We start from the raw sequence: 26,920 nt of genomic DNA, 5'->3' as shown, positions 1-26,920 counted from the left end.
TCAACCCTTCCATACCGGCTCGCGCAGCCCGAGGTGCGAGCGCAGCGTCGCGCCCCGGTATTGCGTGCGGTACGCGCCGCGTTCCTGGAGCAGCGGCACCACCTGCTCGACGAAGTCGTCGAGCCCGCCGGGGGTGAGGTGCGGCACGAGGATGAAACCGTCGGCGGCTTCGGTGCGCACCGCCTGAGTCAGTTCGGCGGCGACCGCGTCCGGGGTGCCGATGAAGGACTGGCGGGCCGTGGTCTCGATGACGGTCTGGCGGATGGAGAGCCCCTTGGCCTCGGAGAGGGCCCGCCACTTCGCGGCGACGGCGAGCCGGTCGGTGATCTTCACACGGCCCTGGACCAGTTCGGACTCGGGGTCCGGGTCGATGACCGGGAGCGGCCCGTCCGGGTCGTACGCGGAGAGGTCCACGCCCCAGACCTGCTCCAGGGCGAGGATCGCGTTCTGCGGGGTGACCTGCCTGCGGCGGATCTCGGCGGCCTTCTCCTGCGCCTCGGCCGCGGTGTCGCCGAGCACGTAGGTGACCCCGGGCATGATCTTCAGGTCGTCGGCGGAGCGCCCGTACCGTGCGAGGCGGCCCTTGACGTCGGCGTAGAAGGCGCGGCCCGCCTCCGGGGTGCCGTGCCGGGTGAAGATCACGTCGGCCGCCGACGCGGCGAACTCCCGGCCCTCCGGCGAGTCCCCCGCCTGGATCACGACGGGGTGCCCCTGCGGGGAGCGCGCCACGGTGAATTCGCCCTCGATCGCGAAGTGCCGCCCGTGGTGCGCGAAGGGCCGCGGGCGGCCGTCCGGCGTCCAGGAGTCCCACAGTTCACGCGCCGTCGCCAGGAACTCGGCGGCGCGCGTGTACCGGTCGGCGCGGTCGAGGTAACCGCCCCTGCGGAAGTTCTCGCCGGTGAAGGCGTCCGAGGTGGTGACCACGTTCCAGGCGGCACGGCCCTCGCTCAGATGGTCCAACGAGGCGAACCTGCGGGCCAGTTCGAAGGGCTCGTTGAAGGTGGCGTTGACGGTGCCCGCGAGGCCGAGCCGCTCGGTGACGGCGGCGAGTGCGGTCAGGACGGTCAGCGACTCGGGCCGCCCGACCACGTCGAGGTCGTGGATCCGCCCCTTGTGCTCGCGCAGGCGCAGTCCCTCGGCGAGGAAGAAGAAGTCGAAGAGGCCGCGTTCGGCGGTGCGGGCGAGCGAGGCGAAGGACGAGAAGTCGATGTGCGAGCGGGACCTGGGGTCGGACCAGACCGTGGTGCTGTTGACGCCGGGGAAGTGGGCGGCCAGGTGGATCTGGCGGGGGGCGCGCGTCATGAGAGCACCCCCGCGAGCGCGGCGTACTGGTTGGCCGGCCGGGCGAGCCCCAAATGCTCCCGCAGGGTGCTGCCCGGATAGAAGGTGCGGAACAGGCCGCGGTGCTGGAGCAGCGCGACGGTGCCGTTGACCAGCCGTTCCAGGTCGCGGCGCGGCTCGACGGGGGTGAGGTGGAAGCCGTCGACGGTGCCCGCGCGGTGCCAGCCGGTGATCAGCTCGGCCAGGTCGACGGGGCCGCCCCGGTAGGCGGGCCCCTCGGCGGTGGGCAGGGGTCCGCCGCCGTGCCCCGGCTCCGCGGCGTGCTCCCCGCCGCCGAGGTCGACGTCGAGGGCGGCGAACACCCGCAGCGTCTGCGGGTCGCGCCCGAACCGCGCCGCCAGGCCCCGCAGTTCGGACCGCGCGGCGCCGGCCCGCGCGGCGGACGAGGTGCGCACGAGGGCGACGTCCGCGTGCCGGGCGGCGGTCTCCCGGGCCTGCGGCGCCGTCGCGTCGACGACCCGCACCGGGTGACCCTGGGGTGGCCGGGGCACGATGGACGGGCCCCGCACCGAGAAGGTGCGCCCCTCGAAGTCGACGTAGTGCAGTCTGTCCCGGTCGATGAAGCGGCCGGTGGCCACGTCCCGTATCTCCGCGTCGTCCTCCCAGCTGTCCCAGAGCCGGGCGGCGGCCTCGGCGACCTCACCGGCCTCGTGCCACAGCTCCTCGCGCGGCGCGGCCCCGCGCCGCCCGAAGAGCCGGGCCTCGGCCTCGGTCGTCGACACGTCGATCTGCCAGCCGGCCCGACCGTGGCTGACCCAGTCGAGGGTGGCGACGGCGGCCTGTACGTGGAACGGCTCGGTGTGCGTGGTGGTGACGGTCGGTACGAGCCCGATGCGTCCGGTGCCGGGCGCGATCCTCGCGGCGACGGCGAGCGCGTCGGGACCGGGCCGCGCGAAGGAGTCCTTGAGCGTCACGAAGTCCAGCGCCCCGCGCTCGGCGAGCAGCGCGAGATCGGCGTAGGAGTCGGCCCGGTACACACCGGGGAGGTCGATGGCGGCGGCGAGGTGGAGGGGGCCACGGCCGGTTCCTGGGTTGGTCATCGGCTGAACCTTTCTGCGATGCGATGGGGGTACGGCTCGGGAGGACTCACAGAACCCGGAGGTTCACAGGACCCGGAGGTTCACAGGACCCGGAAGTTCACAGGACCCGGAGGTTCACAGGACCCGGAGGTTCACAGGACCCGGAGGTTCACAGGACCTTGGAGAGGAAGGCGCGGGTGCGGTCGTGCCGCGGCCTGTCGAGTACGTCGGCGGGGGCGCCCTGTTCGACGACGCGCCCGTCGTCCATGAAGACGACGGTGTCGGCCACCTCGCGGGCGAAGCCGATCTCGTGGGTGACGACAATCATCGTGGTGCCCTGCCGGGCCAGCTTCTTGATGACGTCGAGCACCTCGCCGACCAGTTCGGGGTCGAGCGCCGATGTCGGCTCGTCGAAGAGCAGCAGCTTCGGCTCCAGGGCGAGCGCGCGGGCGATGGCGACGCGCTGCTGCTGTCCGCCGGAGAGCTGCCCGGGATAGGCGTCCGCCTTCTCGGCGAGACCGACCCGGTCCAGGAGCGTCCGCGCGGCCCGCGTCGCGGCGGCGCGCGGGCGTTTGAGGGCGGAGACCGGCGCCTCGACGACGTTCTCCAGGACGGTCAGATGCGGGAAGAGGTGGAAGTTCTGGAAGACGAAGCCGATCCGGGTGCGCTGCTTGAGCACCTCGCGTTCGGGCAGCTCGTACAGCTTGTCGCCGGACCGTCGGCGGCCGACGAGCGAGCCGTCGACGGCGACCCAGCCCCCGTCGGCCTTCTCCAGGTGGTTGATGGTGCGCAGGAGCGTGGACTTGCCGGATCCCGAGGGGCCGAGGACGACGGTGACCTCGCCCCTGCCGACCCGGAGGTCGACGCCCTTCAGTACTTCGAGGGGCCCGAACGACTTGCGCACGGCGCGCAGTTCGACCATGGGGGAAGGGGCGATCGGTGAAGTGGACGTGACCATGGGGTTCCTCGGGGCTCAGGAGGTGCGCAGGAAGTCGAGTACGGCGCGGGCCGTGGCGTCGTTCTGCCGGAAGGTGGGGCTGTTGGTCCGCGGCCGGGTGAACGCCCCGGCGCCGCGCGCGTCGGTGTGCGGACCGAGCGCGAAACGGCGCGGATGCGGCACGCCCGCACGGTCGAGCACCCGTCCGTCGGCGGGGTCGACGGCGAGGAGTCCCGCACCGGTCGACGCGGCCCCCTCGGCGTGCAGGGCCCGAAGGAGCGGGTCGCGGGTGCGGGCGAGGGTGGGCTGTGGAAGGCGCGCCTCGACGAGGGCGCGGGCCTCGGTGACGTGGCCTGGCAGGGTCGGGCTCTCGGCACGGAACACACCGCCCTCGGCGCTCACCCGGACGTCCGCGCCGAGGAACCGTACGACCCCGGCGCGCGAGAGGGCGAGCAGTTGCCGCAGCCGTGGTCCGGGCGGCCCCGACGCGAGGAAGCTGAAGAAGCCGTGCCACCACGTCCCCACATCGCCGAGCCGGACCACCTGCCCGTAGACGGAGAGCAGTCCGAGGAAGACGGCGAGGTCGGCGCTGTGCCGGGGGTCGTGCCTGCGCGCGAGGTCGGCGGCGACCCGGCCGCGCAGCCCGTCCTGCAGTTCCTCATGCGAGGTGTGGCGCACCCCGGCAAGGGGGCGGTCGAGCGCCGCGAGGTCGAGCCGGTCGGCGGGGTCGGGCACGGCGGAGGCGATGAGGGCGTCCAGTTCGGGGCTGCCGGGCGGGCAGGCCCCGTACTTCTCGTCGAAGTCCGTCCAGGCCGTCGCGGTCCGCTCCGGGTGCGCGGTGAACAGGCGGTGGTAGTGGGCGAAGCCGAGCTCCTTCTCGATGAGCGGCCAGACGTCCCTGCGGAAGTCGAATCCGTCGGGCCGCGCGAGGAGCGCGTCGATCTCGGCAGGGCCCAAGTACCGGGGCAGCGGCGGGCGTTCGCCCTCCCAGCCGTAGCCGATCTTGGAGTGGTAGGGGACGCCGCGCCGTGAGCCGACGAACAACACCGGCTCGCGCCCGGACGGCACGTACGTCTCCCCCTCGTACCGCCCGCCGCGCCCCTCGGTGAGCAGCACCATCAGGTCGACGAAGGCGAGTCCGAGGCCGCGCACGATGACCGGTTCAGCGGGCGCGAGCCGCGACAGGTCGCTGTCCGCGGTGAAGTCGGGCGGCAGGTGCACGAGTTCGTGCCGCTCGGCGTACGCGGCCAACTCAGCCTGCTCGGGCTCGGGTTCGGCGTCCAGGTGCCCTTGGGCGAGGATGACGAGGTCGGCGACGAGAGGGCTGTCACCGCCGTCGAGGATCACCTCCTGACGGCCGTCGCGCGCCCCGGTGACGCGCAGCGCCTGGCGCCGGTGATGGCGGACGGTGGCATGGGGCGCCACGGCGGCGACGGCCTTCTCGTACACCCAGCGCAGATAGCCGCTCTGCTCGCGGCGGCTGAGGAAGGTCCGCCCGTCGCGCCCGGTCCACTCGTGCAGGGCGGGTCCCGGCAGGACGGGCCCCGCCACCTCCACCGTCTCGTCGGTGAACATCGTGACGTCCTGGGCCTGCGAGTTCATCCAGAGCAGCGGCGACTGGTCGTGGCGCCAGACGCGCCCGGGGCCCGGCGGGTACGGGTCGACGAGATGGATGTCGAGGCCCGGACCCCGGTACAGCTCGGTCGCGTTGGCGGCGATGCGCTCCAGGATGCCGGTGGCGCGCGGCCCGGCACCCACGACCACAAGGGAGTGCCTCATCGCGCCCGCTCCGACCCGCGCGCGTAGTGCCGTTCGACGTAGTACTGGCCGACGCTGAGCACCGAGGTGACCACGACGTACCAGAGGGTGGCGACCATGAGCAGCGGGATGACCTGGTAGGTGCGGTGGTAGACGAGCTGGACGGAGTAGAGCAGGTCCTGCACGGCGATGACGGAGACGATCGAGGTGCCCTTGAGGGTGCCGATCAGCATGTTCCCGGCCGGCGGCACGATGGACCGCATGGCCTGCGGCAGCACGATCCGGCGCCATCTGCGCCACCGCCCGAGCCCGAGCGACTGCGCGGCCTCGATCTGGCCTCGGTCGACGGAGAGGATCCCGCCGCGCACCACCTCGGCGGCGTAGGCGGCCTCGTGCAGGGTGAGACCGATGACGGCGATGGTGACCGGGCCGAGCAGATCCACCGTCTTCACGCCGAACACCTGCGGGTACAGCGCCCCGATGTTGAACCAGAAGAGCAGCTGCACCAGGATCGGCATCGACCTGAAGAACCAGACGTACGCCCAACTCACCGCCCTCAGTACGGGGTTGGCGGATAGCCTGGCCATGGCGAGCAGCGCGCCGAGCGCGAAGCCAAGCGCCATGACGAGGGCGGTCAGCCAGAGCGTGAGCCCGAGACCGCGCAGGACCGATGCCGAGGTGAAGTACTCGGCGACGACGTCCCACTGGAACGCCTCATTGCGTACGACGGAGTTGACGGCGAGCGCGAGCAGGGCCAGGACGGCGACGGCCGCGGCCCACTGACCCACGCGGGGCCGGGGCACGATGCGCGGCGCGTCGGGGAGCTCTGACGGGTCCCGGGAAGGAGGGGCGCTCGGCGCTTTGGTGAGGGTGTCGGACGGGGCGAAAGTGCCGGAAGGCATGCGGAAGGCTCCGTGGATACAGAAGATCGAACACGGGTGACGCCTTCACACGGACCGAGCCCCTCAGCACGATCCGCCGTCGACATTACGTGGCGCTTCGCATGCGCTGTCAAGGCTGTCCAGGATATGAGCCTTGCGTCTCACGGCAGTTGACGCGAAAACGGATGCCTGTTCCACTTGGCCCATGCATCCGCAGCAGTGGCTGGTCACGCGCTCCCACATCGACTTCGGTCGCGTGTGGTCGGCGTCCTGTTGATCTCCTCCTGAGCCGGCCCCCTGCGCCTCCCGCGTGCACCGCGCCTTTCGCGCGTGCCACGCGATCCACACCCGGAGAACCCGCAGAGCCGCTCCGCTTCCGCTGAGCCGCTCCCTGCCCCGCCCGGGCCGGCCCCCGCGCCCGTCTCCCGACGGCCGTGCGCCCGCACGCCGTTGCCCTCGCCTTCACACGCGCACTCCGCCGCCCCGCACGCCGGGGCGGTGGCACCCCTCCCCTCGTACGTCCGCTTCGCCCTGCCCTGCCGAGCTGGAGATCCTCACGCCATGAGCACGCCCCCGCCTTCCCGCCGCATTCCGGCGGCCTTCGCCCTGATCACCGCCGCCACCCTCGCGCTGACCGCCTGCGGATCGGGCGATGCGACCAATACCGCGGGCGGCGCGGCTCCCGCAGGAAAGAGCGGCGGGATCCCCACCGCGGACGTCGTCTCCTCGGTCGGGAAGAACGAGGCGGCTGCGCGTCTGCTGCCCCCGGACGTACGCGAGCGGGGCACCCTCGCCGTCGCCTCGTCCGTCGGCGGCAGTCCGCCCGGCGCGCTCTATCTGGAGGACGGCCGGACGATCGTCGGCCAGGACATCGACTTCGCGGACGCGGCGGCCAAGGTGCTCGGCCTGAAGCTGAAGCGCGAGCCGGCGAGCTTCGAGGCGATCCTGCCCGCTCTGGGCAGCGGCAAGTACGACCTGGGCACGGGCAACTTCGGCGTCACCGACGAGCGCCGTAAGTCCATCGACTTCGTCACGTACATCAACGACGGCCAGGGCTTCGCCGTCCGCGAGGACAGCGGCCTGAAGAAGGTCACCGACTTCCGGCAGCTGTGCGGCCTGGACGTGGCGACCGGGGCGGGCACCACGTTCGAGGTCACGCTGGAGGACAACAAGCACGTCTGCCAGGAGGCGGGCGAGAAGCCGTACGGCGTGAAGACGTACGCCGAGCCGAGCGCGCTCTGGGCCGCGCTGCAGCAGGGCCGCGCCGACGTGGTGATGTCCACCATCAACGGCCTGCGCTATGCCGTGCGGCAGCAGGAGGGTCTGAAGCTCCTCGGCGAGTACCGGCGGCTCGATGTCGGCTTCGCCTTCAAGAAGGGTTCGGAGCTCGCGCCCGCGTTCCGGGCGGCGGTGAACCGGCTCATCAAGGACGGCACGTACGACCGCATCCTGAAGAAGTGGGGCACGCAGGGCTCCGCGATCGGGAAGTCGCGGATCTCGCCCCCCGAGATCAGGAGCTGACGCCCGGTCACGCGCCCCCGACTCCCCGGCTACCCGGCTACCCGGCTACAGCCCGCAGTCACAGCATTGGCAGCACTCGCAGATGCCACAGCAGCCGCAGTCGCAGTCGCCGCAGTTGTTGCAGCAGCCTTCGCGCTTCTTACGCGACCAGGGGCCCTCGTACGAGTCTGCGCAGCACACCTTGCAGGTGCAGCAGAGGCCGATGGCGACGGCACACCCCGTCCAGAAGCCGCGCTTGCCGGGCTTCGGGGGCTGCGGGTCGAAGGCGGGCCCGCCGCCGAAGCCACCGGGTCCACCCGGGCCGCCGGGACCACCCGGACCGCCGGGCGCGCCGCCCCCGTACGGATTGCCGCCCCCGTAGGGGTTCTGCGCCCCGTACGGGCCACCCTGCTGCGGCGGCCCGAAGGCACCCGGACCGGCACCCGGACCCGGACCGGCGCCCGGGCCAGGACCGGCACCGGGCCCGTAACCGCCCTGATGCGCCGTCACCCGGCCCGCGTGCCCGCACCCGTCCGTCCCGAAGGCCCGGTCGACCGACCTGGTCAGCTCGTGCGCGAGGAGCATGTGCGCCAGCTTGCCGTCGGTGAATTCGGCGTCGCGCAGCGCGAGCCTGATGCCGTGCAGCGCGTCGTCGGCCAGGCGCCGGGCCTCCGCCAGGGACGTGCCGGTCGCGGTGAGCGGGTTCCACGCGCCCGACGCGGCGTCAGCTTCCCTGTCCTCCACGGCGTCGAGCAGGTGGGCGAGCCTGCCGAAGAGCCGGCCCGCCTCGGCGAGCGGCGCCGCGTTGCCGGGCCGCCCGGCGAGCACGGCGGTGTGCGCGAAGGCCGCCGCGGTCGCGGTCTCGGTCGGCTCGGTGACCGTGAGCAGGGAGGTGCCGGGCCCCGCCAAGGCCTCGACGCCGGCCTGCCGTTCGACGGCGTCGACCAGGACCGCCGTGTCGAATCCCACATCGGCGCCGGTCCGCGCGCCCGCCCGGTCCCAGCCCCGGGCCACCCGCCGGGCGGCGACGGCCACCGGCCTGCGCGCCAGGACCCCGTCCCCGTCGACGACATGGTCGCGGACCTTGGCCGAGGCGAGCACCAGCGAGACGGCGGCGGCGAGCCGTGCCCCCTCGCCCCGGGCGACGGAGGCGGTCCGCATCCCGCGCAGCGGGCAGGGCCCCGCGGTGCGCCGCCACCCGGTGGCACGCTCGGCCTGAGCCTCCGTCAGGACCGAGATGATGAGCCCGTCGTAGTTGGTGACGACGCGGGCGAACTGCCCGTGATCACTGCGCAGCGCGAGGCAGAGCCCGCAGAGATGGGCCATCCACTGGGTCTTGAGCCCTTCACCGAGGCGATGGCTGCAGGGCCTGACGATTCCGAACACGACGACTCCCCCGAGCGGCCTGGATTTGATCAACTCCGCGCATCGTAGCGACGGCCCCGTTCACCCGTACGCACCGGCCGTCACCCATACGCCGTGAAGAATCATATTTCACTCACAGTCAGCAGCCGTACACAGCACGACCCTTGGAGCGCACCGCACATCGACGTGTTGACTCTGCACCAGTACCGTCACGAAAACCCCGCGCGGCGACTATCCACTTGGCGCATCATCCGCATCATGGACGACGATAGGGATGCGGAATCCAGGGAAACCGCTGTGAGAGGAGGCGTCCATGGGATCGGTGCGCAAGGCGAGTGCTTGGCTTGGCCTCGTCGACGACGACAACAACGAGCGTTACTACGACGACGGCTACGAAGACGACCGGGCTGAGGGGCCCGACCAGCCGGAGGCCTGGGTCACCGACCCGCGGGCGCGGGTGGCGACCGAGGCGGCCGGGGAGGAAGAGCGGCGGATCGGGACCGTGACCCCGGACAGCTTCCGGGACGCGCGCGCCATCGGTGAGCTCTTCCGGGACGGTGTCCCGGTCATCATGAACCTCACGTCCATGGAGCCCACCGATGCCAAGCGCGTGGTCGACTTCGCGGCCGGCCTCACCTTCGGCCTGCGCGGTTCGATCGAGCGGGTGGCGACGCGGGTCTTCCTGCTCACCCCCGCAGACACCCAGATCGTCAACGGCGAGGCCGCGAGCCGCCCGTCGGACGGCTTCTTCAACCAGAGTTAGAGGCAGGGCCGCTCACCGGAAGCCCCGGGACGGTCCCGGACCGGTCACCGGAAGGCGTCGAGACCGGTGAGCGCCTTGCCCAGTACCAGCTGATGCATCTCGGTGGTGCCCTCGTAGGTGAGCACCGACTCGAGGTTCGTCGCGTGCCGCATGACGGGGTATTCGAGCGAGATCCCGTTGGCGCCCAGGATCGTCCTGGCCGTGCGGCAGATCTCGATCGCCTCCCGTGCGTTGTTGAGCTTGCCGAAGCTGATCTGTTCGGGGCGGAGCCGGCCCGCGTCCAGGCGTCGCCCCAGGTGGTGGGCGAGCAGGATGCCCTTGTGCAGTTCGAGGGCCATGTCGGCGAGCTTGGCCTGGGTGAGCTGGAAGCCGCCGATGGGCCGGTCGAACTGCTCGCGGGTCTTCGCGTACTCGACGGCCGCCTCGAAGGAGGAGCGGGCCGCGCCCATGGATCCCCAGACGATGCCGTAGCGCGCGTGGGAGAGACAGCTCAGCGGTCCCTTGAGGCCGACGACCTCGGGCAGGACGGCGTCCGCGGGCAGCCGCACCTCGTCGAGGACCAGCTCACTGGTGACGCTCGCGCGCAGCGACCACTTGTGCTTGATCTCGGGCGCCGAGAAGCCCCGCGCGCCGGTGGGGACGACGAATCCCCTGATGCCCTCGTCGGTCTGCGCCCAGACCACGGCGACCCCGGCCACGGAGCCGTTCGTGATCCACATCTTGCGCCCGGTGAGGATCCAGTCCGTCCCGTCCTTCTTGGCGTGCGTCCGCATGGACGCCGGGTCGGAGCCGTGGTCCGGTTCGGTCAGGCCGAAGCAGCCGATGATCTCGCCGGCGGCCATGCCCGGCAGCCAGCGCTGCTTCTGCTCCTCGGATCCGAAGCGGTGGATGGCATACATGGCGAGGGAGCCCTGCACGGAGACGAGCGAGCGGATTCCGGAGTCGGCCGCCTCCAGCTCCAGACAGGCGAGCCCGTACTGCACGGCGGTGGCACCGGCGCAGCCGTAACCCTCCAGGGACATCCCGAGCGCCCCGATGGAGCCGAGTTCACGGGCCAGCTCCCGGATACCGGGCAGCTCGCCCCGCTCGTACCAGTCGGCGATGTGCGGCAGGACCCGGTCGGTCGCCCAGGTGCGGACGGTGTCCCGGATGGCGAGGTCCTCCGGGTCCAGGAGGTCGTCGATGCCGAGGGGGTCGGCGGGGTCGAAGGGCGGCAGAGGGGTGCGGGCACTTGCGGACATGCGGGCCTCCGGCGACACAAAACTAGCGGTGGTAGTTAGCTACGGCTCGCGCTGACGTTACGCAGGCAGTGTGGCGCACGTCCAGAGTGTCCAGGGCCCTTTCAGGGGCGCGGGGAACCGTGCGGCCGGATGAAGAGAACCCGCACCCGAAGAACCCGAAGAACCTGGCCGCCGAGAGGTTCAGACGTCCACGGACGACCCGGCGCCGACCCGCGCGGGGTCCCGCGACACCGAAACCCCGTGCTCAAGCCGCGCCGCAGGCGCCCCGCACTCCATGCCCCGCGGCAGCCGAAGCGCCGCCACCGCGCCCAGCAGCAACAACCCGGCGCTGACCAGCAACGTCACATGCAACCCGTGCACGAAGGAGTCGCGCGCCGCGGCCCGCAGGGCCGCACCCGACCCCCCGCCGAGCCGCGCCGCGACCTCGTACGCCTCGCCCAGCGAGTGACTCGCCGCCGCGCTGTCCGCCGCCGGAACCCCCCGCACCGCCGAGAGACCCGGCGCGTACGCGGCGTTCATGACGCTGCCGAGCAGCGCGATGCCGATGCCCGCGCCGAGCTGGTAGGAGGTCTCGCCGATCGCCGCGGCGCCGCCCGCCTGGGCCTGCGGAGCCTCGCTCAGCATCGACTCGTACGCGCCGAACAGCGTGGTCTCCAGGCCGAAGCCGAGCAGCACGAAGCCGGCGAGGAGGAGCGCGTCGTTGGCGTGGCCGCCCATGCCGGTGAGGAGCAGCACGGCGAGCGCGGTGAGGCAGAAGCCCGAGCAGACCATCGTGCGCGGCCCGAGGCCGCTGAGCATCTTCGATCCGGCGAGGCCCGCGGCCATCGCGGCGATGGTGAGGGGCAGCAGGCGCAGCCCCGTCTCCAGCGGGGAGAGACCGAGCACGAGCTGCAGATACTGCGCGGCGATCAGCTCCAGGCCCACGAGAGCGAGCATGGCCAGGACGATGCAGCCCACCGAGGTGCTGAACGCGGGCCGCGCGAACATCGACAGATCGACCAGCGGGTACGTACGACGGCGCTGTCGGTGGACGAAGCCCGCGAGCAGGGCGCCGCCCACGAAGAGGGCGAGCAGGGTGGTGAGACCGAACGGCGACTCCCCGCCGCCGAGCCGCTTCACCCCGAGGACGAGACCGAAGAGCCCACCGGCGGCCATCAGCGCGCCGACCACGTCCCACGGCCCGTCCCTGCCGCCGGTCGACTCGGGCAGGAGCAGGCGTCCGATGGGCAGACTGACCAGCATGAGCGGGATGTTTATGAGGAAGACCGAGCCCCACCAGAAGTGCTCCAGGAGGAACCCGCCGAGCAGCGGACCGACGGCCGCGCCCACCGCGGCCACCGCACTCCAGAGTCCGATGGCGACGGCCCGCTCCCGCCGGTCGGGGAAGACCTGGCGCAGGATCGACAGGGTCGCGGGCATAATCATCGCGCCGCCGACGCCGAGCAGCGCCCGGGCGGCGATGAGGACCTGCGCGTTGTCGGCGAGGGCCGCGACCGCCGAGGCGACGCCGAAGAGGGCGTAGCCGAGGAGGAGGACGCGCCTGCGGCCGACGCGGTCGCCGAGCGTGCCGAAGAGGATGAGGAGCGAGGCGCAGACGAGCGGATAGATGTCGACTATCCACAGCAGTTCGATCGCGCCGGGCTTGAGGTCCTCGGTGACCGCGGGGACCGCGACGTGCAGCACGGTGGCGTCGACGGCGACGAGCAGCAGGCTCACGCAGAGGACGACGAGCACGACCCAGCGGTTGGCCCCGGCACCGGCCCCGGATCCCCGACGGCCCTGCGGTGTTGCGGCCGTGGTCGTCCCGGACATGTGCGTACCTCCCAGTGGTCCCTCGCATCGGCGGCCTGCGGGAGGTGAACTCCCTGCTCCGGCGGCGCCGACAAAGGCGAGTGAGCCGTCAGAGTACGCGAGTGGACGCCCGGGGCACGTGGCGGACCTCTCACGGTTGTACGGATGCGGTGTGGTGTGCGCCACGCCGCTGCCTTCCGGCCACGCCCCGGGCGAGCGTCCGATCCCCCCTACGGCCGATAATCGAGCCCGTGACTGATCTTGATCGACGCCTCTCGCCGTCCCCGGCGGGCCGCGCGCTGCGCCGCGCGGCCCCCGCGCTCCTCGTGTACGCCGGGGTGCGCGCGCTGGGTCTCGCCGTGCTCGCGGCGTGGGGCGCGGCGGCGGGCAAGAGCCCGCACACGCTGCTTTCCGCCCGCTGGGACTCGCTCTGGTACACCCGCGTCGCCGAGCACGGGTACGGCTGGGAGGTGACGCTTCCGGACGGCAGCGTCCACTCGAACCTCGCGTTCTTCCCCCTGCTGCCCTGGCTGGAACGGCTCGTCTCCGCGGTCGGTCCGCTGTCGTACGCGGACGCGGGCCTGGTGGTGAGCTGGCTCGCTTCGCTCTTCGCCGCCGCCGGGATCTTCGCGATCGCCGACCACCTGCACGGGCGCCGGGCGGGGATCTGCGCGGCCGCGCTCTGGGCGGTCCTGCCGGTCGGCATCGTGCAGTCGATGGCGTACAGCGAGTCCTTGTTCACGGCGCTCGCCGCCTGGTCGCTGTACGCGGTGCTGCGCGGCCGGTGGGTGACGGCGGGCCTGCTCGCCTCCTTCGCGGGGCTGACCCGGCCGGTGGGCGCCGCGGTGGTCGCCGCGATCTGGGTGGCGGCGGCCGTGCGGATCCACCGCGAGCGGCGGGCGGACCCGCGGCTGATCCTCGGTGTGGCCCTGGCCCCGCTCGGCGCCGCCGCCTATGTGCTGTGGGTCGGCCACCGCACCGGCGACGGCCTGCTCGGCTATCTCGACGTCCAGGCGGGCTGGGGCAACGGCTTCGACTTCGGCTACGCCTTCGCGCGGTTCGTCGGGGAGAAGTTCACCTCCGTCCCCGGCGCCCTCGCGGGGATCGGCCTCATCGTCGGCGTCGCCCTGGTCGTCTGGCTGTACGTCATCGGCGTACGCGGGAAGCAGCCGCTGCCGCTGCTCGTCTATAGCGGGATCGTCGTCGCGCTCGCGCTCTGCGCGGCCGGCTACTTCGGCTCGAAGCCGCGGCTCCTGATGCCCGCCTTCCCGCTCCTGCTGCCGGTCGCGGTGGCGCTGGCCCGGCTGCGTACGTCCAGGTCGGCGCCGGTCCTGGGGTCCGTGGCCGTGGCGAGCGCGGTCTACGGGGCGTTCTGGCTGCACGGCTCGGGCCCGCCCTGATCACGTCATGATCATTTCTTCGGGCCCGGGTGATCGGACGCCAAATTCCGCACCAGGACCCGGTGAACGAATTCATAAGGGCCATAAAACAGCTTCGGAAATGATCAACGAATTACGTAAGGGCGCCGCCGCGAAATAATGAATCCCTCGGAATAAACCCCGTCCTGAGATCAATCCCACATCACATCGTCATCACAAAGCCACTGATTCGGCCTAGTGCCGCACTCACTCGCTGTAACGTCGATTGGGTGCGTACCGAACGAAACCTCACCCGTCTTGACCGGGTCTTCGCCCGGCTGGACCGTGAGCCGGAACGACCGGCCCACCTCGATGTGCCGAGGATGAGCCGGCACAGGGTCGTGCTCTTCAGCGCGACCCTGGCCTTCTACCTGGCCATCGTCGTCGCCGTGCTCGCCACCTCGTGGCTGGTCCGGTTCGACTGGCAGGTCATGTTCTTCCGGCCCTATCAGCAGTGGCCCGAGATCCACGCCTTCCTCGACTACTGGGTCGTCCTCGGCCAGCGCGGCCCGACCGCCGTCATGGTCGCGGCCTGGCTCGGCTGGCGCTCCTGGCGCCAGCACACCCTGCGCCCGCTCCTGATGTTCGGTGCCGCACTGCTCCTGCTCAACATCACCGTCGGCGCCGCCAAGCTGGGCATGGGCCGCCTCGGCCCGCACTACGCCACCACGATCGGCTCGAACGAGATGTGGCTCGGCGGCGATATATTCCCCTCGGGACACACCGCCAACGCCGTCGTGACCTGGGGAATCCTGGCCTACCTCGCCTCCACCCCGCGCACCCGCCGCTATCTGTCGGCCCTCTCCGCGGTGGTCTCCCTGAGCGTCGGCCTCACCACCGTCTACCTCGGTACGCACTGGCTGAGCGACGTCCTCCTCGGCTGGGCCGCGGGCCTGCTCATCCTGCTCGCGCTGCCCTGGTGCGAGACCCTGATCACCCGGGTCGAGGCCGCGATCTTCAGCCTTCGCGAGGCCTGGCGCGCCCGCCGCACCGGTGTCATCACCGTGCCCGGCCCCGAGCCCACGCCAGTCGGCGTCCCCGCGATGGTCCCGCAGCGCGCGGCGGCCGACGACGAGGTGCCCGCGCGCGAGCCCGTCGGCGCCGCCCGCTCCGCACGGCCGCCGGCCTACCTGGCGCCGGGCCCGCACACCGCCCGCTCCGAGCGGACCCCGGTCACCCCTGCGGGCAGCCGCCGCCCGCCGCACACCGACCGCGCCTCACGCGGCGCCACGGCGCCCCGCCCGGTGGCGGGCGGCTGAGCGCCGCACAGAGCGCCGCAGACAGCGGGGGGCCGGTACGCACAGCCCATCCCCCGCACCGCGAAGGCCCCGGCTTCCGTTCAGGAGCCGGGGCCTTCGCCCTGTGCGGGTGCGGCCAGCGCCGTGTCAGCCCTTCCAGCAGCGCGCCACGACGCCTTCCTTGACCTCGAAGTTGAGTCGCCCCGCGAGGTACTCCATGGTGATGACCGTGCCCGGCGCCAGCGACCTGACGGTGGACCAGCCGCGCTCGCGCGCCTGCCGCTCCGCGCTGTCGGCCGGCAGGCCCACGTAGCTGTCCGGGGTGTCCTGGGGCTCGGCGGGAGGGGTCGGAATAGGTGCCATGCGCGCCACGTTAGGCGGCGCGGCACCCGCGGGGAAGCCCGGGGGCGGGCACCATGCGTCACCGATACCTCTCCGGTCACGCTTTTGTCACAGGATCACCACGTGTGTTTCGGTCGAACTCCGTCACACGAACGGGCGGTTCCGTCCTTGTACCGGTGTAATTCGCGGGCGACTTCGAGTCACTCGCGAGCGCTCTTCGAGACCTGCGGACAATTCCATGCCGAATAACATCACGGGCCCTTTACGGACCCTGGCGCATTTCCGAATCCCGGCCACCGGCCGGGATGTGACGAGGCATGGGGGAATTCTCGATTCCGGCTGGTCCGTCCGCGCGCGGGGCGCCTGGAGTCGGCGCGTACGCCCCCTGTCGGAGCGAGGGCGACACGAGCATCATGGCGTGAGCTCCAACAGGCTTCGGGCAGGCGCGGCACGCGACGGCGAAGGGGCGATCGATGGGGACCGAGACGGCGAGCGCGACCGAACGACCGGTGCGGGACCGGCGTCCCGGCCGGATCATCGTGGACTGGCTGACCACCACGGACCACAAGAAGATCGGTCACCTCTACCTGATCACCTCGTTCGTCTTCTTCCTGCTCGCCGGCGTCCTCGCCCTGCTGATGCGGGCCGAACTGGCCCGCCCGGGGCTGCAGCTGATGACCAACGAGGAGTTCAACCAGGCCTTCACCATGCACGGCACGATCATGCTGCTGCTCTTCGCGACACCCACGTTCGCCGGGTTCGCCAACGAGATCATGCCGCTGCAGATCGGCTCGCCCGACGTCGCCTTCCCGCGGCTCAACATGCTCTCGTACTGGCTGTTCCTCTTCGGCGGCCTGATGGTGATCGGCTCGCTGATGGTGCCGAGCGGGCCCGCCGGGTTCGGCTGGTTCGCGTACGCCCCGCTCAACAGCATGGAGCGGTCGCCCGGCATCGGCGCCGACCTGTGGATCATGGGGCTCGCGCTCTCCGGCTTCGGCACGATCCTCGGCTCGGTCAACTTCCTGACCACCATCATCGGGATGCGCGCGCCGGGCATGACGATGTTCCGGATGCCCGTCTTCACCTGGAACGTGCTGTTCACGTCGATCCTGGTGCTCATCGCGTTCCCCGTGCTCGCCGCCGCGCTGCTCGTCCTGGAGGCGGACCGGCGCCTGAACTCGCTCGTCTTCGCCCCGGAGAACGGCGGTGCGCTGCTGTGGCAGCACCTCTTCTGGTTCTTCGGGCACCCGGAGGTCTACATCATCGCGCTGCCGTTCTTCGGCATCATCTCGGAGATCATCCCGGTCTTCAGCCGGAAGCCGATCTTCGGCTATCTGCCGCTGATCGGCGCGACGATGGCCATCACCGGCCTGTCCGTGGTCGTGTGGGCGCACCACATGTTCGCCACCGGCGCGGTCCTGCTGCCCTTCTTCTCCTTCGTGTCCTTCCTCATCGCCGTCCCGACGGGCGTGAAGTTCTTCAACTGGACGGGCACGATGCTCAAGGGCTCGCTCTCCTTCGAGACACCCATGCTCTGGTCGGTCGGCTTCCTGGTGAGCTTCCTCTTCGGTGGTCTCACCGGGGTCATCCTGGCCTCGCCACCGCTCGACTTCCACGTCACCGACTCGTACTTCGTCGTCGCGCACTTCCACTACGTCGTGTTCGGCACCGTCGTCTTCGCGACCTTCGGCGGCTTCTACTTCTGGTGGCCGAAGCTCACCGGCAAGATGCTCGACGAACGGCTCGGGAAGATCCACTTCTGGACGCTCTTCGTGGGCTTCCACACGACGTTCCTGGTCCAGCACTGGCTGGGCGCCGAGGGCATGCCGCGGCGGTACGCGGACTATCTGGCGGCGGACGGCTTCACGCTGCTCAACACCATCTCGTCCATCGGCGCGTTCCTGCTCGGCATGTCCACCCTGCCGTTCCTCTACAACCTCTGGAAGACGGCCAAGTACGGCGCGAAGGTCGATGTCGACGACCCGTGGGGCTTCGGCCGTTCCCTGGAGTGGGCGACGTCCTGCCCGCCCCCGCGGCACAACTTCGTCACCCTGCCCCGGATCCGCTCGGAGTCCCCGGCGTTCGATCTGCACCATCCCGAGTACGCGGCGTACGCGGCACGGGGGGCCGACCGGGCGCGCCAGGACCCGCAGACGGAACACCCCGGTCCAGGGCCCGGCTCAGGAGGTCCCTCGACGACCTGACCCGGTCGGCGAGTTCGGCGGGCTCGACGATCTCGAACTCGATGCCCAGGAACAGCACGTGGAAGACCATCACGTCCAGGCTCGCCGCGCCGGTTCGCAGCAGACAGGTCTCCTCGGTCTCGGGCTCCAGGGTGCCGTCGGCGGGGCTGAGCCGCTGGGCCGCCTCGGACAGCGGGACGAGGAGGCGGACCACGGCCTGTGCGGCGTACGCGCGGGTGGAGATGCCCCTCGCGACGTACGCGGCGAGGTCATCGGCCGGCGGGGGGCGCGGTGTGAAGCGCGGCCCGTGCGGCGGCCTCGGCTCGATGCGGTCCGCGCGGAACGTGCGCCAGTCGTCGCGGCCGAGGTCCCAGGCCACGAGGTACCAGCGGCGCTCGGTGCACACCAGGCGGTAGGGCTCGACGGTCCTGCGGGTCGAACTGCCGCCGTGGTCGCGGTAGTCGAAGCGCAGCCGCTCCGCGTCCCGGCACAGGTCGGCGAGCTGGGTGAGGACCGTCGGGTCGACGCCCTGCGGCTGCGGTGCGCGCAGCATCGGCACGGTGAACGCGTTCAGCGCGCCCACGCGGCGGCGCAGCCGGCCCGGCAGCACCTGTTCGAGCTTGGACAGGGCGCGGACCGACGTCTCGCCGATGCCCTCGATGCCCTGTCCCGCGGCGGTGCGCAGGCCGACGGCGACCGCCACCGCCTCGTCGTCGTCCAGGAGCAGCGGCGGCAGCTCGGCACCCGCGCCGAGCTGGTAGCCGCCGCCGGTGCCGGGGCTGGCGTTGACCGGGTAGCCGAGCTCACGCAGCCGGTCCACGTCGCGCCGGACCGTGCGCGGGGTCACGCCGAGCCGGTCGGCGAGGTCCGCGCCGGACCAGTCGCGGTGGGCCTGCAGCAGGGAGAGCAGGCGGAGCAGTCGTGCCGAGGTCTCCAACATGGACGTGATTGTGCCCCTGATCGAGGACAGCCACGGTCCGCGACGGTCAGCCGTCCGCCCGGGTCTCCGTCGCGCGGATGCGCACGGCCAGGTCGTTGTCGTTGGTGTAGTACGGGCCCGCCTCGACCTTGCCGTGCTCCGCCGAGTCGACGACCACCACCGGGTACGTGAAGATCGCCTTCTTGTCCGCGACGTCGTCCAGGAGCCGGGCGAGGCGTACCCGGGGGCCGTCCCCGCCAGCCGGGAGCAGCCACAGGTCCCAGGGGCCCGGGCCGCCATCGACCAGCGGGCCGTAGGGCAGCGTGACGGTGAACTCCGGTCCTTCGACGGCGACTTCGGCCCGGTGCACGCTGCTCGGCTCCTCTCGCCTGACGGCCTCCACGTACGCGTCCGCGGAGAGCTCGGTGCCGTACACCCGGCCGCGTACGGCCATCCTGTCGGCGGAGATCTCGACCTCGCCGGCCTCGGCGTGCGGCGCGCGCAGCCAGCTGCGCACCGAGAGGTTGCCCTGCTTCGTCGCGTACGGGATGCGCACCGCGACATGGCCCCGGCTGCCGCTGGGCGCGCGGTCGACCAGCGAGCGCAGGTCGTTCACGCCCGGCATGAGGCGGCGCGGCTCGCCGCCCGCGACCTGCGCGTACGCGTTCCAGCGGCCCTCGGCGAGCTCGACGCTGCTGGGCAGCGCGGCCCGCAGCCTGCCGTCCGCCGACGGGGAGAGCGGCAGGCGCACGTAGTCCTCGGCGGATTCGGCGTCGCGGCGGCGCAGCAGCAGGTGGGCCGCGTCCGTGCCGGGCTCACCGGGGTCCGTGACATCGAAGGTCAGTCCCCCGGCGGAGTCGGCGATGCAGTCGGCGCGCGGTGCCCCGGGCGCCTCCTCCCCGTCCCCGGCGTGCGATGCCGCCTGCGAGGTGGCCAAGGCCGTCATGCGGTCGATCCCTTCGTCTGTACCCGGCCGAGATCTCGCACCGCGTAGGCGCCACCGAGCAGGACGCCGCGGGTGCGGTGCAGGGAGCCGCGCATCCGGCCCCCCAGCGAGCCTCCGCGCGTGATCATCCCGGAGAACATCGCGTCGTAGCGCTCGGCGATGCGCTGCGGGTCGAAGCGCTCGGAGTCCTGGAGCGCCGCGCCCGCCATCCGCTGCCGGAGCGAGTCGTTGTTGATCAGTTCGAGCAGTCCGCCGGCGATGGCGTCGGCATTGCCGCTCTCCACGAGCCGCCCGTCGACGCCGTTGTCGATGATCTCGCCGGGGCCGTGCGGGCAGTCGGTGGCGACCACCGGAAGGCCGCAGCGCATCGCCTCCACGATCGTCATGCCGAACGACTCCAGGCTGGAGGTGACGGCGGCGATGGAGCCCTTGGCCCACTCGGGCTCGATGGGGTGGGCCGGGCCCATCAGGAAGACGTGGTTGTACAGACCGAGCTCGTCGATCAGGGCGCGCAGCTTCTCCTTCTGCTTGCCGCCGCCGTAGATCCGCAGCCGCCAGTCGGGGCGCTCGCGCCGCACCTTGTCGAAGGCCCTGATCAGCAGGTCGTACCGCTTGACTGGGGCGAGCCGGCCGGCCGCGACGACCCACTTGTGAGAGCCGTCGGCGGGCTCGATGCCGGGCGCGGGCACGGGGTTCGGCACCGCCTGGACGTGGACGCCGGGCAGCCGCATCTTGCGGGTGTACGAGCGTGCGTCGGCCTCGGTCGTCGTGGTCAGGACGTCGAGGCGCGGGTACACGCTGCGCAGCTGACGGCGCAGCTCCTTGGAGTGGCTGTCGAGCGTGAGGTGCTCCTGGCCCACCCGCAGCGGGCCGCGCGCGGTCTGGCGGGCGATGTGCACGTTGATGCCGGGCCGCGTGCCGACGACGACGTCCGCGTCGAGGGAGGCGAGGTGCGCGGCGATGCGCCGGTCGGTCAGCGCGCTGTACTGCTTGTAGCGGCCCTCGGCACTGGGGAACGTCCGGGCGGGGCGCAGGTGCTCCGGGTCGTCGCCTTCGTACCCCGCCGTGTCCTTGCGCAGGTCGACGAGGTGGCTCAACCGCACGCGCTGGTCAGGCGCGAAGATCGGCTCGTCGCGGTGCCGGAAGACGGAGACGACCTCGACGTCATGCTGCTGGGCCAGCGTGTTCGCCAAGTTGTACGTCGTCCGGATCGTCCCTCCGATCCCGTACGCATTGTGAATCAGGAAAGAGATGTGCATGCGTCCCCGTATTCCGCGCTTCCATGCGGACAGTCCCCCTCGTCCGCCTACCGCAGGGTTAGACGGGGATTCCTGGCCAAGGGTTGGGTTTCCTCACCATCCTGTTCCCGAACAGTTGCGTGATCGGAAGCCAGAAATGGGAACCTTTCTGCGAAGCGGCGCATCAAGGCTGGTAGGAGAGCTGAGGGACGTCAAAGCAGTTCGTGGTCATTTCGCCGCCTTGGGTGACCCAGCCGTGGTCATCTTGCCAGCGGGCCACCGACATGCACGTCCGACGCGACGTGGGTGGCTCCGAACGGTGCTCGAAGGAGACCGGCACAAGGAGCCCTCGCGCGGAGTACGACTTATTACCGTCCATATAGCGGTCCACGCACGCGCGCGTGATGTCACCGCCGCCCCGGCCCGCGCAGGACCGCGCCGCGTCGGTGAACCACATCGCGGCGGCCCAGCCCTCCACCTGCCACTGGGAGAGCGTCCTGCCCTTCATGGCGGCCCGGAACTCGCGTACGGCCGGGTGCCCGGTGTCCTCGTAGTTCCTGCTCGACCCGGTCGCCCAGAGGGCGTTGCGGCAGCGGGGCGCGTCCTTGTAGTCGTCGCCGACGGTCGAGGTCCAGTTCTGCACGTTGGTGACCTTGGCGGTGACCTTCGCCCCGACGCCGTCCATCGCCTCGCACAACCGGGCGTTGCCGTGCGTGTCCATCGCGTCGAAGACGAGGTCGGCGCCCTGCTCCTTCAGGTCGGCCGCGGCGGCGCGGAAGTTGGGCAGCGCGAAGTCGACCTGTTCGGTGACCACCTTGTAGCCCTCGGCCTTCAGGCCCCGGGTGACGAGCCGGGCGTACGCGGCCGACGCGGCCTGGTTGTAGGAGACGACGGCGGCGGTCCGCGCGCCGTGCTCGCGCTTGAAGTAGCGGTAGACCTCGGTCCCGCCGTACAGCTTGCCGCCCCACCCCGGCCGCCCCATGCGCGGCGCGAGGCTGCCGTAGATCCCGTACAGGTGCGGGTACGTCTCGTACGCGGAGCCGATGGGCTGTCCCCCGACGTCGGGCACGCCCGCGCGGGAGACCCGTGCCGCGCCCGCGTAGTCCAGGGAGGTGGTGGCCACCAGGGCGACGACCCGCTGCTCCTCGACCAGCTTGTGCACGCAGTCGTTGTTGCCGACGCCGCTGCCGCCGTCGTCGCAGGTGAGCACCTCGACCTTGCGGCCGGCGAGACCGCCGCGCGCGTTCAGCCGGTCGAAGTAGGCCTTGGCGCCGTCCCGCGGCCCGGTGAACGCGGCGCCGCCGACCGGGCTGGTCGCGCTGGTGATGATGCCGACCCTGACCGGCGTTCCCCGGGCGGGGGCAGGCGCCGTGTCGCGCCCCTCGAAGTCGCTCTTCGGCAGCCGGCTCCCGCAGGCCGTGCCCGCCACCAGGAGTGCGACGGCCAGGAGCGCCTCAACAGCCCGGACCGGGCGACGCATTCCCGCTCAGCTTCACCAGCGCGCAGAGGGTCTTGACGGACACCTTCCAGGTGTGGTCCTGGTCGACGGCCGTGCCGGACGCGTCGGGCAGCGCGGTGGCCCCCTTCAGCGTCAGCGCGTACGTCACCTCCGCCTCGGTGGCCGAGCCGAACTCGACCTTGCCGACCTTTGCCGCGACCTGCTCGCCCCGCTTGTCGCCGCTGAAACTCTCCAGGACCTTCCGCATCCCGGCGCCGTTCTCCAGGACGCTCTCCTTCTCCTTAAGCGACACCTCGGGGTCGAAGAACTTCTCCCAGTTCTCGCGGACTTCCTTCTCCGCGGCCGCCGGATCGGCGGGCGCGGACGCGCTGTTGCCCGCCGGGCTCCGCGACTTCTCCACGGACGGCTCGGGCGGCGTGGAGTCGTCCCCGCCTCCGCTGTCGTCGCCGCAGGCCACGGCGGCCGGGACGATCAGCAGGACCGCGGCGGCCGCGAGGACCGCACTGCGCACCCCGCCCCGCCCGCGGTACGTCCCTCGCCTGCGGCTGCTCCCGAGAACCATCTGGCTCACCACCGGGTGTCGGTCCGGACCGGCACGGCCCGGAGCTTTCAGGGTCAGCTTCCAGAGGGCATAGTGCAAGCCATCGGCTGACATGGACAGCCCACCGACGTGACTGATGTGACCGACGACGTGTCCCAGGGGGCCTCGATGCGGGCGGATCGGACAGCTGGGACGGCGGATGCGCCGGGGCGGACGGCGGCTGCGTCGGGCCCGGCCTGCTCGCGGCGTGCGCATCCCGAGGTGTGGGCGGCCTGCGCGGCGCTCGCCGCCGGCGCGGTGCTCTGCGTGATCGGCTGGTACGGCGTCTCCGGGGAGCGGTTCGCCGAACGGCAGTTGCCCTATCTCGCCTCCTGCACGGTGCCGGGCGCCGCGCTGATCGTCGCGGGCGCGGTGCTGCTCGCGCACGGCAGGAGCACCCTGGCGGCGGCCCGCGTCGAGGAGCTGTACGGCCTCCTGGTGACGGCGGAGCCCGCGGCCTCCGCAGAGCGGTCCACGGCCCCGGTGGCGACCAGCGACGCGCTCCTCATGGTCCCCGGCGGAACGCTCTGGCACCGCGCGGACTGCCCCCTGGTCGCGGGAAAGCCGACGGCGGCCCCCGCCGACGCCACGATCCTGGCGGCGGGCGCCCTGGCCCCCTGCCCGGTCTGCGAACCCCCGCGCCCCCCGGAGCCGGACCGCCCGCCGGACGCCCCCGAACCGGCCCCGGAGCCCTGACCGGTGGCGTCCCTGAGCTACGACCTCACCCTGGCCGGGCTCTCGGTCGGCAGCGCCGCCGCCCTCAGCGGCATCGGCCTGATCGTCACGTACCGCGCGACCGGCGTCCTCAACTTCGCGCACGGCGCGATCGCGATGGTCTGCGCCTACGTCCTGCGCCAGCTCACCGCCGAGTGGCACTGGCCGCTCCCCCTCGCCGCGGCGTGCACGCTGCTCCTCGTCGCGCCGGGCATCGGCCTGCTCCTTGACCGCGCGGTCTTCCGCCCGCTGGCGGTCCTCGGCAGCGATCCGGCGCAGACCCTGGTCGCCTCCATCGGCGTCTTCGTCCTGCTCGTCGGCGGGGCGGCCCTCGTCTGGGGGACGGGCGCCCGCTCGGACGCACCCGTCCTCCTCTCCCCCGACCCCTGGGCGCAGCTGGGCACCACCGTCGTCCTCGCCGCCGCGGTGGGGGCGACGACCCGCTGGACCCGCTTCGGCGGCGAACTGCGCGCGGTGGTCGACAACCGCGGCCTCGCCGTCCTCTCCGGCATCCACGCGGACCGGGTGGCCGCGGCGGGCTGGGCCTTCGGCTCCTGCACGGCAGGCCTCACCGGTGTCCTGCTCGCTCCCTACGTACGTCTCGACCCGTACGGGATGCCGCTCCTCGTCATGGAAGTGGTGGCCGTCGCGGTGGCGGCCGGCATGCGCAGCCTGCCCGTCGCCGTGACGGTCGCCCTCGGCCTGGGAGTGGCGCAGAGCCAGCTGACCCGCCTGCACCCCGGGGGCCTGTCCGAGCAGCTCCTGCAGACGGCCGGCGCGAACCTCTTCGTGATCGCCCTGCTGGTCACGGCGCTGGTCCTGCCGGGCATCGGCACCCGGGACGCGCTGCCCCGGACGGCGACGGCCCGCGTACCGACGCCGCCGGGCGCGTGGACGGTGGCGGGGGTCCTCTTCCTGCTCCCGCTCGGCTTCGCGGGCTCGGACCTGACGACCGCGATCCAGGTTCCGGCGCTCGCGGTGATCCTCCTCTCGCTCGTGATCGTCACCGGCAGAGGGGGCCAGATCTCCCTGGGCCAGGCGGCGTACGCGGGTCTGGGCGCCCTCTTCACGGCCCTGCTCGCGGCGGGCCGCTTCCCCGGACTCCCCGAACTGCCGCACCTCCCGGCCCTGGCGGTGGCGGTCATCCTGGTCGCGCCGCTCGGACTCCTCACCGGCTGGCCCGCGATCAGCCGGCACGGCCTGGCGCTGGCCCTCGCGACGTTCGCGGTCGGCGTGGGCGTCAGCCGCTTCGTCTTCACCCAGCCGTACGCGACATCGGGCCTGACGCTCGGCCGTCCCGCGGGCTTCGCGGGCGACCGCGCGTACTACGCACTCGAACTCGTCCTGCTCGCCGGGTCGTTGCTCCTGGTCACCGCGTTGCGCCGGGGCCGTACGGGCCGTGCGCTCGCGGCGCTGCGGGACCACGAGGCGGGCGCGGCGGCCGCCGGGGTGGCGGTCCCGGCCCTCAAGCTCACCGCGTTCGTCACGGGGGCGGCGCTCGCGGCGCTGGGCGGCGGCCTGCTCGCGGTGGGGCAGCGCGCGTTCGACGCCGGGGCGTACGACCCCGTGCGCGGGCTCCTCTGGTTCGCGGCGGTGGTGGTCATGGGCTCGGACAGCCTCCTCGGGGCGACGGCCGCGGCGGCCCTGCTCGTCGGCCTGGACGCGGGCACGCGCGGCGGTGTGGCGGCGGCCGTGATCGGCCTCCTCGCGGTCCTGATCGGCCGCTTCCCCGGCGGCCCGTACGACGCGCTGCGCGCGCTCACCCGGCGGCTGCGCCGGACCCCGCGCCTCACCCCGCTCGGCGAAAGGGCCCGCCTGACCGCCCGGCCCGCCACCGCCGACCAGCCCCCGCACCGGCAGCGGGCCGCTGCCGAGCCGCGCCGCGAACGCGAGGACACCCCCGCGCTCCCACACCCCCGCCGCACGGGCCGCGCACCGGGCCGTCCCACCCTGACCGCCCACCACATCACCGTCACCTACGACGGTTTCACCGCCCTCGACGACGTCACCCTCACCGTCCCGCCGGGCCGCGTCACCGCCGTGGTGGGCCCCAACGGCGCGGGCAAGAGCACCCTCTTCCACTGCCTGGCCGGCACCCTGCGCCCCGCCGCGGGCCGCATCACCCTCGGCGCCCGCGACATCACCGGGCTCCCCGCGCACGCCCGTACCCGCACCGGCACGGCCCGCACCTTCCAGCAGCTCGCGGTGTTCCCGTCGCTGACGATCACGGAGAACGTCCGAGTGGGCGCGGAACAGACGCCACGAAGCACCCCCGACGCGACCGCCCGGGCGCTGCGCCTGCTGGATCTCACCGACCTCCGCACGCACCCCGCCGCCGGACTCCCCACCGGCACCCTCAGACGCACGGAACTGGCCAGGGCCCTCGCGGGCAACCCCCACACCCTCCTCCTCGACGAGCCGGCCGCGGGCCTGGACGCCGCCGAAGTGCGGGCGCTGGCCACCCTGTTGCGGGCCCTCGCGGCCGACGGCATGGCGCTCCTGGTGGTCGAGCACGACCTCGGCCTGGTGGCGGGGCTCGCCGACACCGTGCACGTGATGGCGGCGGGCCGCATCGTCACCACGGGTCCTGCGGGCCAGGTCCTTGCGGAGGCCCGCTGAATGCACGGCATCGAGCTGCGCGACGCCCGCGTCCACTACGGCCCGCTGGAGGCCCTGCACGGCGTCACCCTCGCCGCCCCCGCCGACGCCCTCACCGTCCTCCTGGGCCGCAACGGCGCCGGCCGCACCACCACCCTGCGCGCCCTGGCCGGCACGGTCGCCCTGTCCTCCGGCGCGGTCCTGCGCGACGGCCGGGACATCACGCGCCGGGCGGCGCACGAACGGGCCGCGAAGGGGCTGTGCTTCGTGCCGGACCGCCGGGCGGTGTTCGCCTCCCTCACCGTCGCGGAGAACCTCGGCCTCGCGCACCCGGCGGGCGACCCCGCCCGGGCCCTGGACGCCTACCCCGAGCTGCGCCCGCTGCTGTCCCGCCGCGCGGGCACCCTCTCGGGGGGCGAGCAGCGCATGCTGGCCGTGTCCCGGGCCCTGCTCTCGGGCGCCGGCGTGGTCCTCGTGGACGAGCCGACACAAGGCATGTCACCCGCCGTCGCGACCCGGACGTACGCACTCCTGGACGCCTTGGAGGCCTGCGTGGTCCTGGCCGAGCAGAGACTGCCGCCCGCCTGGCGCGAGGGCGCGAGCCGGACGGCGGTCGTGCACGAACTGCGCCGGGGCGCGGTGGTGTTCAGCGGAGAGCCGGGAGAGCTCAGAGCCTGCCTCTGAACCCC

The 26,920-nt window shown here is 72.4% G+C and carries 21 protein-coding genes and 1 pseudogene; 8 read left to right on the top strand and 14 right to left on the bottom strand.

Annotated elements, in window-relative coordinates; all coding sequences use genetic code 11:
- The 5 genes from ACFVYL_RS18135 to ACFVYL_RS18115 all read right to left on the bottom strand — a co-directional run bounded on the left by ACFVYL_RS18135 (position 1) and on the right by ACFVYL_RS18115 (position 5,957).
- On the bottom strand, positions 1-1,302 hold the full coding sequence (locus ACFVYL_RS18135; protein WP_389716993.1) for an NtaA/DmoA family FMN-dependent monooxygenase: 1,302 nt from the start codon (positions 1,300-1,302) through the stop codon (positions 1-3).
- Complete coding sequence (locus ACFVYL_RS18130) at positions 1,299-2,381, bottom strand: LLM class flavin-dependent oxidoreductase (RefSeq protein WP_389716991.1); 1,083 nt, start codon at positions 2,379-2,381, stop codon at positions 1,299-1,301. Before ACFVYL_RS18130 ends, ACFVYL_RS18135 begins: the two co-directional genes overlap by 4 nt.
- 148 nt (positions 2,382-2,529) lie before the next feature.
- Complete coding sequence (locus tag ACFVYL_RS18125) at positions 2,530-3,318, bottom strand: amino acid ABC transporter ATP-binding protein (protein WP_389716988.1); 789 nt, start codon at positions 3,316-3,318, stop codon at positions 2,530-2,532.
- Positions 3,319-3,333: 15 nt separating this feature from the next.
- Complete coding sequence (locus ACFVYL_RS18120; protein ID WP_389716985.1) at positions 3,334-5,076, bottom strand: FAD/NAD(P)-binding protein; 1,743 nt, start codon at positions 5,074-5,076, stop codon at positions 3,334-3,336.
- Positions 5,073-5,957 (bottom strand): amino acid ABC transporter permease, encoded by an 885-nt coding sequence (locus tag ACFVYL_RS18115; RefSeq protein WP_389716982.1) that lies wholly within the window; start codon positions 5,955-5,957, stop codon positions 5,073-5,075. The genes ACFVYL_RS18120 and ACFVYL_RS18115 overlap by 4 nt, the downstream gene beginning before the upstream one ends.
- A 540-nt stretch (positions 5,958-6,497) precedes the next feature.
- On the opposite strand from ACFVYL_RS18115, the gene ACFVYL_RS18110 reads away from it, so the two are divergent.
- Positions 6,498-7,457 (top strand): transporter substrate-binding domain-containing protein, encoded by a 960-nt coding sequence (locus ACFVYL_RS18110; RefSeq protein WP_389716980.1) that lies wholly within the window; start codon positions 6,498-6,500, stop codon positions 7,455-7,457.
- 45 nt (positions 7,458-7,502) lie between these two features.
- Here the strand turns inward: ACFVYL_RS18110 and ACFVYL_RS18105 are convergent, their stop codons facing one another.
- Positions 7,503-8,822 carry a DUF5685 family protein gene (locus tag ACFVYL_RS18105; protein WP_389716977.1) on the bottom strand — a complete coding sequence of 440 codons (1,320 nt, stop codon included), beginning with the start codon at positions 8,820-8,822 and terminating at the stop codon, positions 7,503-7,505.
- Between the two features lie 292 nt (positions 8,823-9,114).
- On the opposite strand from ACFVYL_RS18105, the gene ACFVYL_RS18100 reads away from it, so the two are divergent.
- The gene (locus tag ACFVYL_RS18100) at positions 9,115-9,564 is read left to right on the top strand and encodes a cell division protein SepF (protein WP_389716974.1); all 450 of its coding nucleotides are present in this window, start codon (positions 9,115-9,117) and stop codon (positions 9,562-9,564) included.
- Positions 9,565-9,608: 44 nt separating this feature from the next.
- On the opposite strand, the gene ACFVYL_RS18095 is transcribed toward ACFVYL_RS18100, so the two are convergent.
- A complete protein-coding gene (locus tag ACFVYL_RS18095; RefSeq protein WP_389716972.1) occupies positions 9,609-10,805 on the bottom strand; it encodes an acyl-CoA dehydrogenase family protein in 1,197 nt (398 codons plus the stop codon).
- A gap of 180 nt (positions 10,806-10,985) precedes the next feature.
- On the bottom strand, positions 10,986-12,617 hold the full coding sequence (locus ACFVYL_RS18090; RefSeq protein ID WP_389716970.1) for an MFS transporter: 1,632 nt from the start codon (positions 12,615-12,617) through the stop codon (positions 10,986-10,988).
- A gap of 230 nt (positions 12,618-12,847) precedes the next feature.
- Here ACFVYL_RS18090 and ACFVYL_RS18085 point away from each other — a divergent pair, with 230 nt between their 5' ends.
- A complete protein-coding gene (locus tag ACFVYL_RS18085) occupies positions 12,848-13,996 on the top strand; it encodes a mannosyltransferase family protein (RefSeq protein ID WP_389716967.1) in 1,149 nt (382 codons plus the stop codon).
- 248 nt (positions 13,997-14,244) lie between these two features.
- Complete coding sequence (locus ACFVYL_RS18080) at positions 14,245-15,273, top strand: phosphatase PAP2 family protein (protein ID WP_389716964.1); 1,029 nt, start codon at positions 14,245-14,247, stop codon at positions 15,271-15,273.
- Positions 15,274-15,399: 126 nt separating this feature from the next.
- Here ACFVYL_RS18080 and ACFVYL_RS18075 read toward each other — a convergent pair whose 3' ends face one another.
- The gene (locus ACFVYL_RS18075) at positions 15,400-15,615 is read right to left on the bottom strand and encodes an I78 family peptidase inhibitor (protein ID WP_389716961.1); all 216 of its coding nucleotides are present in this window, start codon (positions 15,613-15,615) and stop codon (positions 15,400-15,402) included.
- 452 nt (positions 15,616-16,067) lie between these two features.
- Between ACFVYL_RS18075 and ctaD the strand changes: the two are divergent.
- A pseudogene (ctaD, locus tag ACFVYL_RS18070) lies at positions 16,068-17,594 on the top strand (cytochrome c oxidase subunit I); the annotation flags it as partial.
- Between the two features lie 46 nt (positions 17,595-17,640).
- Here the strand turns inward: ctaD and ACFVYL_RS18065 are convergent.
- The 5 genes from ACFVYL_RS18065 to ACFVYL_RS18045 form a co-directional block, all read right to left on the bottom strand.
- Positions 17,641-18,717: a helix-turn-helix transcriptional regulator gene (locus ACFVYL_RS18065; RefSeq protein ID WP_389716958.1), complete on the bottom strand. Its 1,077-nt coding sequence runs from the start codon at positions 18,715-18,717 to the stop codon at positions 17,641-17,643.
- Between the two features lie 46 nt (positions 18,718-18,763).
- Positions 18,764-19,642: a hypothetical protein gene (locus tag ACFVYL_RS18060; protein ID WP_389716956.1), complete on the bottom strand. Its 879-nt coding sequence runs from the start codon at positions 19,640-19,642 to the stop codon at positions 18,764-18,766.
- Positions 19,639-20,901, bottom strand: a complete 1,263-nt coding sequence (locus tag ACFVYL_RS18055; protein ID WP_389716954.1) for a glycosyltransferase family 4 protein — start codon at positions 20,899-20,901, stop codon at positions 19,639-19,641. Before ACFVYL_RS18055 ends, ACFVYL_RS18060 begins: the two co-directional genes overlap by 4 nt.
- A gap of 163 nt (positions 20,902-21,064) precedes the next feature.
- Positions 21,065-22,360, bottom strand: coding sequence for an ABC transporter substrate-binding protein (locus ACFVYL_RS18050; RefSeq protein WP_389716951.1), 1,296 nt, complete (start codon positions 22,358-22,360; stop codon positions 21,065-21,067).
- Positions 22,335-22,901: a hypothetical protein gene (locus tag ACFVYL_RS18045; RefSeq protein WP_389716949.1), complete on the bottom strand. Its 567-nt coding sequence runs from the start codon at positions 22,899-22,901 to the stop codon at positions 22,335-22,337. The genes ACFVYL_RS18050 and ACFVYL_RS18045 overlap by 26 nt, the downstream gene beginning before the upstream one ends.
- A gap of 108 nt (positions 22,902-23,009) precedes the next feature.
- Between ACFVYL_RS18045 and ACFVYL_RS18040 the strand changes: the two genes are divergently transcribed.
- From ACFVYL_RS18040 to ACFVYL_RS18030, 3 genes are read left to right on the top strand one after another with little or no spacing between them, the layout of a single operon-like run.
- The gene (locus ACFVYL_RS18040) at positions 23,010-23,615 is read left to right on the top strand and encodes a hypothetical protein (protein ID WP_389716947.1); all 606 of its coding nucleotides are present in this window, start codon (positions 23,010-23,012) and stop codon (positions 23,613-23,615) included.
- 3 nt (positions 23,616-23,618) lie between these two features.
- A complete protein-coding gene (locus ACFVYL_RS18035; protein WP_389716944.1) occupies positions 23,619-26,252 on the top strand; it encodes an ATP-binding cassette domain-containing protein in 2,634 nt (877 codons plus the stop codon).
- Complete coding sequence (locus ACFVYL_RS18030; protein ID WP_389716941.1) at positions 26,253-26,915, top strand: ATP-binding cassette domain-containing protein; 663 nt, start codon at positions 26,253-26,255, stop codon at positions 26,913-26,915.
- The last annotated feature ends 5 nt before the right edge of the window (positions 26,916-26,920 follow it).

It is taken from the genome of Streptomyces sp. NPDC058308, from assembly GCF_042880275.1.
Classification (GTDB): domain Bacteria; phylum Actinomycetota; class Actinomycetes; order Streptomycetales; family Streptomycetaceae; genus Streptomyces.
The sequence above is the reverse complement of the archived record's forward strand: the minus strand, read 5'-3'. Positions and strand labels throughout refer to the sequence as shown.